Source organism: Limnohabitans sp., assembly GCF_034680285.1.
In the GTDB taxonomy this organism is placed as follows: Bacteria; Pseudomonadota; Gammaproteobacteria; order Burkholderiales; family Burkholderiaceae_C; genus Limnohabitans_A.
Genome location: NZ_JAXITC010000015.1, coordinates 90,023 through 101,662 on the forward strand (window position 1 = coordinate 90,023; position 11,640 = coordinate 101,662).

Sequence of the window (11,640 nt, forward strand, 5' to 3'; positions counted from 1 at the left end):
GGCGTCAGGCCAGGGCCTTTTCAAATTCCGACAAACGCTTGTAAATGGAACGCAGCTCAGTGATGTCGGTCCAGCGCTCGATCAAGTAAGAAAACGCGTCATTGACCTTGCCGAAGGCGTTGCTCACCTGCTGGATCACGCCCAAGGTGATCAAACCCGTGAACAGCGATGGCCCCATGAGCAAATAGGGAAAAATCACCATCGTTTGGCTGTAAAAATTGCTCCACAAATGGAAGTAAGCGTAGTGGTTGAACAAACGGAAATTGTTCAACCGAACGCCCGTGAACAAGCCCATCACAGTGGGCAAATCCATTCGCCCACGATCGTCTTCGGCATAGACCAAATCCTTGCGCAGCGCGGCTTCGGTTTTTTGATTGTTGTACTCCAGCCCCGGCAAGCGAATGCCCACAAACCAAGACAGCACCGTGCCACCCACCGCCGTGACAAGCGCCACCCAGAAGAGCGAGCCCTCAAACTGCAGCCAGGCGATGGCCATGCCTTTGGAGAGCAACCACAAAATCGGGATGAAAGACACGAGCGTGAGCACCGCACGCACCAAACCCAGGCCCAGGTTTTCGGTTTGGCGGGCAAAACGCATGCAGTCCTCCTGAATGCGCTGCGAAGCCCCCTCCACCGTCGCATCGGTGCGCTGCCAGCGCGGCAGATAAACCTCGGTCAGGGCCTGACGCCAGCGAAAGGCGTAATGCGAGGCCAGGTAGGTTTCTAGGCTGCGCAGCAACATGTAGGGAAAAGCAATCCAGGCAAACTGAACCATGAAGCCCCAAAACTTCTCCACCCCACCTGCCTGCTCTGGCTTTTGCAGCAGGTCATAAAACTCGCCATACCAAGTATTGAGCTTCACGGTCTGTTGCACCGTGATGAACACCATCGCCACCAAGAGCAGCAAGCCACCCCAAGCCCACAAAGCCCAGCGGCGAGAAAGAAAGAAACTTCGGAACATCTAATCAAGCCTCTTTCGGATTGACGTCATCCACCGTCACGGTGTCAAAGTCCGCAGGTAGAACCACCTCCAGCAACTCCATATCGTGGCTATGCCCCAGTTCGCGGTGGCGAATTTCGGGCGGCTGGTGCACGCACGAACCGGCTTCCAGCCTTACCGCGCCCTGGCCCTCATACTCAAACTCAATCCAACCCTTGAGCACATAAACCAGCTGGAACTGCGTCTTGTGAAAATGCGGCTGGCTCGAAAAATCTTGCCCTCCGGCAGCACGGATCACGCTGGCCGTAACCCGCCCGCCCGTGGCCTTTTTGAGCCCCAAGTCACGGTATTCAAAAAACGAGCGCAGCCCTTTTTCAAACTGCGCGTCCTTGGCGTGGGTGACCACGAAACCTTGTGTCGTCATCTTCATCTCCTGAATGACTCACCATTCAACATGGAACGATGATGGGTGATGGTAACGGCTTGTGCCGAGGTGAATTGTCTGCAGACGGATCAGGTCCGGGGCTGCACACCATAGGCGCGCATGGCTGCATCGGCTTGCAACGCCTCGATGGTTTCTTCCGGGTAGAAACGGTAACTGGGTGCCAGGATGGGTGTCACTGAGTTCACGCGAATGACCAACACACTCCGAATGACAAAACGCTGCCCCACCATGGCCAGAAGTGGCGTAGCCCAGCGGGCAAAATCAGGCTCATCGGCACACACCTCATGTGCAGCGCCCTTGAGCTTGAAGCCCTTTTGCACAAACACATCGACAAAGCTCAAACACACCAGCGGTTGTTGCCCGATGTTGAGTGCACTAACGGGCGAAGCAATGTGCGCCACCACCACATGCGCATCGTCTGCAATGGCCCAGATTTCTTTGGGCGAGACATTCGGCTGGCCATCCCCATCCACTGTGGCCAGCCAACACAGAACGCTGCGGCGGGCAGCTTCTCGAACGGACTCATTGAGCAATGGCATAAAAATCCCACATACAAACCTGAATCACCGATTTGATGAGTATCCAAGTCCAGTCATTTGTGTGAGGCCATCCAATGCGCCACGATGGCATTGGCATGTCCGTGTCCCATGCCGTGCTCAGTCTTGAGCCAAGCGACCATCTCCATGTGCTTCATCCCATCGCACGACTTGAGCAGCGCCAGCCAATGCGCGATGGGCTGTCCGTATTTCTTTTCAATGGACGGAAAGTACGACGCGGGACCTTTGGGTTTTTCGGAAGGGTTCATTGTTTCGATTTGAGGTATTTCAGAACATCGTCCAGCAACTTGCTTCTTGCAGAGTGGTCAGCGCCTACCCATGCAAACCTTCGAACATCCACACCGTAGGTGTTCATGTTCTTTTGTATAGGTCCTAAAAAAATGCCATGGGCTGCATTTTCATAAAACCAAATATCAATGTCAGCACCTTGACCCTTTTGGGCCTCAAACCAATCGATCGGTTTGGGTGTGGGCTCCAGACGATTGATCAAGCCGTTACAAGTTTGTGAATTGCCTTTGGGATGGATAAAGGCCGCTGTATTGGTCAAGCAGGGGTCTTGCCGAATCCAAATCCAGTCTTCTTCTGTTTTCCCGCCGTAGTTGTCCATCTTTCCGTAAACAAGACGCAATGGAACCGTCAATTTATCTGGGAGACCCAATCCCATGCCTGGGGCGCCCTCGGCAAAAACACCTTTGACATGGTCAGGCGACACAGCCCCAGCCATATTGGCCACCACAATACCGCCGTTTGACAGTCCATGAAAGTAAATTTGAGATGTGTTGATGTCCTTGTTTTTAATGGCCCACTCATAAGCACCAAGGGTAACTTTGTAGATCATCTTTTGCCTGGCTTCATTGGTCGCTTGGGTAGCCCAAAACCTCATGCCTTGGTAGAACCCATTGTGCTCATAGGCATCAAATAACAAGGTCGCAAAACCCTTGCCGCGAAAAGCATCAGCCGCATTTTTGGTAGCAATGTCCACACCACCGCCACCATGAACCACAATCATCAAAGGTGGCTTGTCACTGAAAAATGGTTTTTGCAATTTCACCGAATAGTGACAAGGATCAAACTCCGCGAGATCCCCTTCAACCGTGTGAAATTGAGGGCGAATCGCTTTGAGTATGGCGACATCTTTGGGTGCTGGATTGCAATCTTTGGCTGATACACCATTTGCAACACAAGCCATAACAAAAGCAAACATCCAAACTGATAATTTCTGCATGCCGCTCCCCAACTTAAATAGGTGTCCACCCGTACTCAAATATTCTTACACACGAGAGGCTGCTCATTGATCCTTGAAGAACGAGCCTTCAAGCTGTGAGAATCCACCCTTCGAGCGGATCAAACGGTGGCAGGCCGTATTGCGGATGCCCCGCCTCGTGCTGTTGCTGCGCCCAGGCCGCCTGCATCAGGCATAGGGTGGCATCGAGGGCGTCACCGCTTGCGTCATCGGCAAGACGTCCCAGCAGCACGTTGCTGGCCACCAGGCGTAGGCCCAAGCGGGTCTGGCCGCGCTCCAGCGCACTTAAGAGTTCGCGCCGGGCCAGCAGGCGTTCAGGCGTTTGTTTGGCTTTCTCGTCGCTTTTGTAGCTCTGGCTGCCCAGCAACTCTCGCGCCATCAGGCCGGGGTAGGCTTCCAGCGCCACACGGCGCACGTCGCCTGCTTGCAAGCCGGGCAGGTGCACACCCGCTTGCCGCAACAGGGACACTCCCGCGTGCAACATGTAGGCCACGGGCGGGTTGACCCATTTCATGGAAGGGCTGGAGCCTGCGGGTCGGTCTGCGGCGCGGTGGGCAAACTTACCGCCAACCGGTCGTGCGTTGCAAAACGCAGCAAACTGCTCGCGAATTTGGGGGCGCTCCAAGGAGCAGTAATGGTCCATGCAGGCAACCCAGTCGGTGGGCCAGCCCAGCGTCTCGACCAATTCACGCGGCAAACCAAAGGGCAAGTCAAAACCACCCACCCAGTCGGCGGGCTGCGCCAGCCAGTCGCCAAATGCGCTCAGGGTGTCAAAGGTCTGCAGGGCTTGCAGCTGCACCCTGCCCTGCCGGGCCTGGCCCAGCGCCAGAACGATGGGCTTGCGTTTGGAGGGGCTGCTGGAGAAGTCGCAGCCAATCAGGTTCATGGTTCACTTCGCGACGAGGGCGTCGCTCCTACAAGATTCAGGCGCGGCCGATGATGGACGCAGTGGCCATCAGCTCTTCGAGCAAGGCCAGTGAGACTTTGCCCGACACGTTGTAGGGGTCCAACTCGGCACGCTCGGAGTATTTGAGCAGGATGTTGGTGTTGACGCGCGAGGCATCGACTTGGCCCATGGTCCAGCCACCGAAGCGGCGTTCGGAAATTTCTTCGTAGTGCAAGAGCACCACATCCTTGTGGCGAGCGTCTTTCTGGATATGGCCGTACAAATCGCTGACAGCGTTGCGACCACCCTCAATGGCTTGCAAAAAGATACCACCGCCGTAGCAAAGAATGCCGGTGATGCCACTGCTCGGATTGAATTGACGAGATTGGGCCAAGATCGAATTGATGGTCTCGGGGCTCGAGTCCACTACTCGGCTGGCGTAAAGCAGGCGTACCAACATGGTTTATTTCCTTCCGGGAATCAGGGCCAAAAATTCACGACGCAAGTTCGGGTCTTTGAGAAAAGCGCCGCGCATGACCGAATTGATCATTTTGCTGTCCATGTCCTTCACCCCACGCCAACCCATGCAATAGTGGCTTGCTTCCATCACGATGGCCAACCCATCGGGTTGGGTTTTGCGTTGAATCAGATCTGCCAGCTGCACCACAGCTTCTTCTTGAATCTGAGGCCGTCCCATGATCCATTCGGCCAAACGGGCGTATTTGGACAAGCCAATCACGTTGGTGTGCTCATTGGGCAAAACCCCAATCCAAATCTTGCCAATCACCGGGCAAAAGTGGTGGCTGCAGGCGCTGCGCACGGTGATGGGGCCGACGATCATCAGCTCATTGAGGTGCTCTGCGTTGGGGAACTCGGTGATCTCAGGGCCTTCAATGTAACGCCCTTTGAACACTTCCTTGAGGTACATCTTGGCCACTCTGCGGGCGGTATCGCCTGTGTTGTGGTCATTGACGGTATCGATGACCAGGCTGTCGAGCACGCCCGCCATTTTTTCGGTCACTTCGTCGAGCAATTTGTCGAGCTCGCCAGGTTCGATGAACTCGGCAATGTTGTCATTGGCGTGAAAACGCTTGCGAGAGGCGTTGATGCGCTCGCGGATTTTTACCGAAACGGGTACGCCGTCATCTTCGGGCGTTGCAGCAGAAGCAGTCATGGCGTCTGAAATTTGTTTAAAGTGGGCTTCATCCTACCAGCGATTGGCTGCTCAATTGGGGCAGCAGACTAACGCCCATGCCTGCACAGGGGAAACCTCTTGTCAATAACGGTTGCCCGTCAAAAACAAAGCCAAACGCATCAGCGCGAACGCCACCAGGTCACGCAATTTCAAATGCCACGGACTTTGTGTGAAAGTTTGAACCCTTACAGGTGTACTTTGTTGCTCGATCGCCAAGATCAAACGCTGGTGTAATTGCTGGGCAAAGGCTTTATCGGCCACCACCACATTCGCCTCGCGTGCCAACAACAAGCTCAGCGGGTCTAAATTGGACGAGCCGACAGTGGCCCAGGGTCGGTCATGGTTCGGGTCCATCACGGCCACTTTGGCATGCAAAAAACTGGCCGAGTATTCGTGAATCTCAATCCCAGCACTCAGCAATGCACCGTAAACAGGCCGGGCGGCATGGTATTGCATGAAATATTCGTAACGACCTTGCAGCAGCAAGCGCACACGCACCCCCCGTTTGGCCGCATGAATCAAGGCCTGGCGCACGCGACGGCCTGGTAAGAAATAGGCATTGGCGATCACGATGTCATGCCTGGCTGCACCAATCGCCTTGAGGTAGGCGCGTTCGATCTGGCCACGATTCAACACGTTGTCGCGCAGCAGCAGTCCCGCCTTGGCCACTGAGAGTGTGGGCATGTCCACGCCTGGCTCTTGTGTCCAAGGCAAATGAACGCCACCCGTGCGAAACGAGGTTAAAGCCTCGGGAAATTGCTGATGCTTGGCATGCGTCACCCCCTGAATACGCCACCACAACTGGGCCATCGTCTCTTGCATTTGCTGGACCAAGACTCCCCTGGCCGCAACGGCAAAGTCCAAGCGAGGTTGCGCCAAGGTGCCGTGATGCGGGTCGTACCAGTCATCCAAAATATTGATGCCGCCACAAAAGGCCAAGTCCCCATCGATCACACACAATTTGCGGTGCAAACGTCGCCAACGACTGGGAATCAACAGACCCAGGGTGCCCAACGGTGAATACACGCACCAAGCAACACCCGCACGCGAAAACCGTTCTTGCCATTCAGACGGCAGCCGTGGTGTACCAACCCCATCCACCACCACCCAGACGCGCAAGCCCCTCCAAGCCGCACGCTCCAAAGCCTCCGCCACCCGTGTAGTCGCAGCATGAAAGTCAAAAATATAGGTCTCCAGGTGCACTTGACTGCTGGCTTGGTCGATCGCAGAGACCAAGGCATCGAAGTAGGCTTGGCCGCCTTCGATCAAACGAATTTGATGCCCGTCGTGCAATGGCATGCCGTGTCCCATGCTCAATCCGTCCAAGCGAATTCGGCAACCAAGGGCAGATGGTCCGACATGCGCTGCCAAATTCGACCCGAAGGCACCATGGCGTATAAAGGCTTGAGGCCGCGTGCATAGATGTGGTCCAACTGGTTCAAGGGCAAGCGCGAGGGAAAAGTCGGTGTGGATTGTTCCCGCCATTCGCCAAAGCCTGCCTGCGCCATGCGGCGGCCCAAACCCGTGCCCCAGTCATTGAAGTCCCCCGCAACCAGAACAGGCGCATGGGCAGGAATGGTTTGTTCGATGAATGCCAGCAACTGAACCACTTGGCGGACACGACTGGCGGGCACAAGACCCAAGTGCACCACAATCACATGCACCACCCTGTCCACCACTTGCACCGTGCTGTGCAGCAAACCGCGTTGTTCAAAACGGTGGTCAGAGATGTCTTTTTGTTGGGACGACAGCACAGGCCAGCGCGACAACATGGCGTTGCCATGCTCGCCGTGACGGGTGACAGCATTGGTGCGGTAAACCGCCTCGTAGCCTTCTGGGGCAAGGTAATCGGCTTGCGGTTGGCTGGGCCAAAGCGGGAAATACCGTTCTTCCCTGCGGTGCATACGGCGAACTTCTTGCAGGCAAACGATGTCCGCATCGAGTTGCTCCACCGCATGGCCCAAATTGTGAATTTCCAAGCGCCTGGCAGGTCCCAGCCCTTGAACACCCTTGTGGATGTTGTAAGTAGCCACCCGCAAGACGGGGTGTTCATGTCGTTGGGGCATGGTTAGCCAACGGGTTTCAGAAAACGCGGTAGCATCAAAATAGCTTCGGCATTGGACGGTGAAAAACACTGATCTGCGGCCGCCTGCCAAGAGTGCCATTGCCACTCGGTGTGCTCAGTTGGACTCAGCGTTATGGGCAGTTTTTCTGGCACTCGCAAGCCGAAAACACGTTCGGTGTTGCGGCTCACTTCGGGCGCGTAACGCCAGCGCCAAGCGGGATAAATATCGTATTGGTTTTCAAGTCCCCAGTCGTGCAAAAAACACCCAGGCTGCTGCGCATCAATCCCGGTCTCTTCTTTCACCTCGCGGATGGCGGTCTCCAGCCATGTTTCAGCTGGATGGTCTTTGCTGCCCGTGACCGACTGCCAAGTGCCCGCATCGGCTCGGCGAATCAACAACACTTCTTGCGCAGGTGTGTGGATGACCACCAACACCGATTCGGGAATTTTGTAAACCACTGAGACAGACATGGGCTTTGATCCTACGTGGGACGGATACCACTTCGGTTCATTGTAGTCAGCACCTCACGGGCATTGCATCTGCCATCTCACCCAGCTGATAGCATCGGTGCCATGTTGATTTCGACCCCATTTACTCAGGTAGACAAACGCCAACCTGCACTGGAAGTCAAAGGATTGAACGGCGGCCCGGGCGACCTGCTTCTTTTCAAGGGCTTGGACCTGCGCCTTCCGCCAGGCGTGTCTGCTCTGCTGGGGGACGAAGGCGCCGGAAAAACCAGTCTGTTGCGCTTGCTCTCTGGTGATTTGATTCCCCAATCCGGGGAACTTTGCGTGCGCGGCGTTGTGGCTCCTTTGTTCCCGCCACCACAGGGTTCTGTTTTTTGGACCGACCTGCGACTGCCGCATGGCGACGAGAACACTCCAGGCCAGTGCTGGGATTCTTTAGCGCCCTTGTGGCCTGCTTGGTCTGAAGATGCCCAACAATTCTGGTGCAAGGCGTTGCAACTCACGCCCCATCTGGACAAGCGCTTGAACATGTTGTCTACAGGCACGCGTCGCAAAGTGGGCTTGGTGGCCGCGCTGGCTTCGGGGGCCGTGGTCACATTGCTTGACCAACCCTTTGTATCGCTCGACCAAGCATCCATCCGCGTTCTACAAGAACTGCTGGTAGACACCTACCGAGACTCAGAGCGGGCCTGCTTGATTGCTGACTATGAAAAACCACCGCACATGCCATTGGCGGCGGTATTTCAGTTGTGATCGGCCAGCCGGGTTGTTTTTGAATGTCGTCCACTTCATTTGAATATCGCCTGGGTGTTCTGTCTGCGTTTTGCATTGTGGCAATGACCTGGGCTCATGGCATCGCGTGGAGCCAGACGATCGCCACCGCCCAAACGCATCAACCGTCTGCGGCAGAGCGCTGCTTAGCACCTGCGGCGCAACGTCATGGTGTGAACCCCAAGATACTCAGAGCCATTTTGCAAGTGGAGTCGGGCATGCGTGCCCATGTGGTGAACCACAACGCCAACGGCACCATGGACGTCGGGATGGCCCAAATCAACTCCATCCACTTCCCAGAGTTGGCGCAATGGGGCATCACGCCGGAACGACTTCTGGACCCCTGCGTGGCCACGCATGTGGCGGCTTGGCACCTCAAGCGCAGTTTGGTGCGCCACGGCAACACTTGGTTTGGCGTCGCGGCTTACCACTCCACGACACCCGAACACAATTTGCTCTACCAAGAATTGATACGGCGCGAAATGGCGCGCACCGGTTCTTTGCGCTGATGAACCGCACCCACAGGTTTCAGACAAACAGCCTTTGCCCCTTCGAAAAGAGGCCACCCGAAGGTGGCCAAGTCTGAGTCTGAGGTTCGGCGCTCAGAAACGATCTGCATTCATGACCTGGGTCCAGGCGGCCACAAAGTCTCTCGCCAATTTCTCGCGGTTGTCGTCTTGCGCATAGACCTCGGCGTAAGCGCGCAACACAGAGTTGGAGCCGAACACCAAATCCACGCGTGATGCCGTCCATTTGGCTTTGCCAGTTTTGCGCTCACAAATGTCGTAAGTGTTTCGACCTGTCGGCATCCAGGCATAGGCCATATCGGTCAGTGCCACAAAGAAGTCATTGCTGAGCACACCCACACGGTCTGTGAACACCCCAAGCTGGCTGCCGCCGTGGTTGGTACCCAACACTCGCATGCCTCCGATCAGGACTGTCATCTGGTGTGCGGTCAAACCCATGAGTTGGGCTCTGTCGAGCAGCAATTCCTCCGGGGTCACAGCGTCGTGCGTTTTCAACCAATTGCGAAACCCATCGTGCAAAGGTTCGAGCACGGCAAAAGACTCCACGTCGGTCATGTCTTGCAAGGCATCACCCCGGCCCGGCATGAACGGTACGGGGATATGGAAGCCCGCTGCTTTCACAGCTTGCTCGACCCCCACATTGCCGGCCAACACGATGACATCGGCCACGCTGGCACCCGTGGATTGAGCAATGGCTTCGTAAATAGGCAAGACCTTGGCCAAGCGAGCAGGCTCATTGCCCACCCAATTTCTTTGCGGAGCCAAGCGAATGCGTGCGCCATTGGCACCGCCACGCTTGTCGGAATGGCGAAATGTGCGGGCGCTGTCCCAAGCAGTGGCCACCATATCGCTCAAGCCCAAACCACTTTGCAGAATTTGGGTTTTCACTGCGGCCACATCGTAGTTGGCTTTGCCAGCAGGCACAGGGTCCTGCCAAATCAGGTCTTCATGCGGCACTTCGGGCCCGATGTAACGCGCTTTAGGGCCCAGGTCACGGTGGGTCAACTTGAACCAGGCACGGGCAAACACCTTGGTGAAATAGTCTGGGTCTTTGTGAAAGCGCTCTGAAATAACTCGGTAAGCCGGGTCCATTTTCATGGCCATGTCGGCATCGGTCATCATCGGTTCCAATTGGATGGATGGTTCCTCCACGTCCACGGGCATGTCTTCCGGCTTGATGTGTAAAGGTCGCCACTGGTGTGCACCAGCAGGACTCTTGGTGAGCTCCCACTCATAGTTGAGCAGCAAATGGAAGTAGCCGTTGTCCCACTGCGTGGGGTGCGTGGTCCACGCCCCCTCAAGACCACTGGTCACCGTGTCACGGCCCACGCTGCGTGTGCTGTGATTCATCCAACCCAAGCCTTGCTCGTTGATCTCGGCGCCTTCAGGCGCTGGCCCTAAGTTTTGCGCTTGGCCGTTGCCATGCGCCTTGCCCACGGTGTGGCCTCCTGCAGTCAGGGCCACCGTTTCTTCGTCGTTCATGGCCATGCGCTTGAAGGTCAGGCGTACGTCTTGCGCGGTGAGCAATGGATCCGGTTGGCCAAGAACACCTTCAGGGTTCACATAAATCAAGCCCATTTGCACGGCAGCCAAAGGGTTTTCGAGCGATTGACGGTCAGCACTGTTGTAGCGTGCAGAACCCAACCATTCTTTTTCCGCTCCCCAATGGATGTCTTTCTCGGGTTGCCAAATGTCTTCACGGCCAAATGCAAAGCCAAAGGTTTTGAGCCCCATGGATTCGTACGCGACATTGCCCGCCAGCACGATCAAGTCAGCCCAACTCAAGCGATTGCCGTATTTCTTTTTGATGGGCCAAAGCAAGCGACGAGCTTTGTCAAGGTTGGTGTTGTCCGGCCACGAGTTGAGCGGCGCAAAGCGCTGATTGCCCGTGCCTGCGCCGCCTCGGCCATCGGCAATCCTGTAAGTACCTGCGGCATGCCATGCCATTCGAATCATCAGACCGCCGTAATGACCCCAGTCAGCAGGCCACCAGTCCTGGCTGTCGGTCATGAGGGTGGTCAGGTCTTTTTTCAGCGCGGCCACATCGAGTTTTTTGACTTCCTCTCGGTAATCGAAACTGCTCCCCATCGGATTCGTCTTGGTGTCCTGTTGATGGAGGATGTCCAGATTGAGCGCTTTAGGCCACCAAGCTTGGGCCGCATTGGCGCTCGCGTTGTCGGTATTGGCGCCGTGCAACACAGGGCATTGGTTTGAGGCGGGGGTATGGTCGGTCATGAACAATTTCCTTCACTGAATGGGTTGAAGGCCATGGTCGCCGCTCAGGTGCATATTTGAATCTGTACGTCTCTGGTTGCCTTGCGGAAACAAGGGCAAAAATATAAGCCGCGTCAATTTCACCGGTTTTTCACGCTATGCCCCATAATGTGCTTGTGTACGTCTTTAAAAACGGCACAAGTCAGGTGATCGGTCAGTTTCGCGCGCTACGGCGGCAGTTTTCAGTTTGTTGTGCTTTCGGGACCCCATCGCTTTGTTTTTTTGTATTTCTGAGGAGTCCTCCATGGGCAATAAACTTTACGTCGGCA

14 protein-coding genes are annotated in these 11,640 nt (G+C 55.8%); 2 read left to right on the plus strand and 12 right to left on the minus strand.

What is annotated here, in order from left to right; all coding sequences use genetic code 11:
- Positions 1–4 precede the first annotated feature (4 nt).
- The 11 genes from SWE17_RS12880 to nudB all read right to left on the minus strand — a co-directional run bounded on the left by SWE17_RS12880 (position 5) and on the right by nudB (position 7,802).
- Complete coding sequence (locus SWE17_RS12880) at positions 5–961, minus strand: putative transporter (protein ID WP_322993488.1); 957 nt, start codon at positions 959–961, stop codon at positions 5–7.
- Between the two features lie 4 nt (positions 962–965).
- Positions 966–1,364 carry a cupin domain-containing protein gene (locus SWE17_RS12885; protein ID WP_322993489.1) on the minus strand — a complete coding sequence of 133 codons (399 nt, stop codon included), beginning with the start codon at positions 1,362–1,364 and terminating at the stop codon, positions 966–968.
- Between the two features lie 89 nt (positions 1,365–1,453).
- Complete coding sequence (locus tag SWE17_RS12890) at positions 1,454–1,924, minus strand: pyridoxamine 5'-phosphate oxidase family protein (RefSeq protein WP_322993490.1); 471 nt, start codon at positions 1,922–1,924, stop codon at positions 1,454–1,456.
- 53 nt (positions 1,925–1,977) lie between these two features.
- Positions 1,978–2,190, minus strand: a complete 213-nt coding sequence (locus SWE17_RS12895) for a DUF4287 domain-containing protein (protein ID WP_322993491.1) — start codon at positions 2,188–2,190, stop codon at positions 1,978–1,980.
- Entirely contained in the window at positions 2,187–3,167 is a 981-nt protein-coding gene (locus SWE17_RS12900) for a hypothetical protein (protein WP_322993492.1), read from the minus strand. The genes SWE17_RS12895 and SWE17_RS12900 overlap by 4 nt, the downstream gene beginning before the upstream one ends.
- 88 nt (positions 3,168–3,255) lie before the next feature.
- On the minus strand, positions 3,256–4,071 hold the full coding sequence (locus tag SWE17_RS12905; protein WP_322993493.1) for a DUF429 domain-containing protein: 816 nt from the start codon (positions 4,069–4,071) through the stop codon (positions 3,256–3,258).
- Between the two features lie 37 nt (positions 4,072–4,108).
- Positions 4,109–4,531: a BLUF domain-containing protein gene (locus tag SWE17_RS12910; protein WP_322993494.1), complete on the minus strand. Its 423-nt coding sequence runs from the start codon at positions 4,529–4,531 to the stop codon at positions 4,109–4,111.
- 3 nt (positions 4,532–4,534) lie between these two features.
- Positions 4,535–5,245 carry a GTP cyclohydrolase I gene (folE, locus tag SWE17_RS12915; protein WP_322993495.1) on the minus strand — a complete coding sequence of 237 codons (711 nt, stop codon included), beginning with the start codon at positions 5,243–5,245 and terminating at the stop codon, positions 4,535–4,537.
- A 102-nt stretch (positions 5,246–5,347) separates the two neighbouring features.
- Positions 5,348–6,565 (minus strand): cardiolipin synthase ClsB, encoded by a 1,218-nt coding sequence (gene clsB, locus SWE17_RS12920; protein WP_322993496.1) that lies wholly within the window; start codon positions 6,563–6,565, stop codon positions 5,348–5,350.
- Positions 6,566–6,579: 14 nt separating this feature from the next.
- Complete coding sequence (locus SWE17_RS12925; RefSeq protein WP_322993497.1) at positions 6,580–7,332, minus strand: endonuclease/exonuclease/phosphatase family protein; 753 nt, start codon at positions 7,330–7,332, stop codon at positions 6,580–6,582.
- 2 nt (positions 7,333–7,334) lie between these two features.
- Complete coding sequence (gene nudB, locus SWE17_RS12930) at positions 7,335–7,802, minus strand: dihydroneopterin triphosphate diphosphatase (protein ID WP_322993498.1); 468 nt, start codon at positions 7,800–7,802, stop codon at positions 7,335–7,337.
- Positions 7,803–7,904: 102 nt separating this feature from the next.
- On the opposite strand from nudB, the gene SWE17_RS12935 reads away from it, so the two are divergent.
- Together SWE17_RS12935 and SWE17_RS12940 are read left to right on the plus strand one after the other, a co-directional pair.
- Entirely contained in the window at positions 7,905–8,552 is a 648-nt protein-coding gene (locus SWE17_RS12935) for an ABC transporter ATP-binding protein (RefSeq protein ID WP_322993499.1), read from the plus strand.
- Positions 8,553–8,635: 83 nt separating this feature from the next.
- The gene (locus SWE17_RS12940) at positions 8,636–9,079 is read left to right on the plus strand and encodes a lytic transglycosylase domain-containing protein (protein ID WP_322993500.1); all 444 of its coding nucleotides are present in this window, start codon (positions 8,636–8,638) and stop codon (positions 9,077–9,079) included.
- A gap of 93 nt (positions 9,080–9,172) precedes the next feature.
- Here SWE17_RS12940 and katG read toward each other — a convergent pair whose 3' ends face one another.
- The gene (katG, locus tag SWE17_RS12945) at positions 9,173–11,332 is read right to left on the minus strand and encodes a catalase/peroxidase HPI (protein WP_322993501.1); all 2,160 of its coding nucleotides are present in this window, start codon (positions 11,330–11,332) and stop codon (positions 9,173–9,175) included.
- Positions 11,333–11,640: the final 308 nt, after the last annotated feature.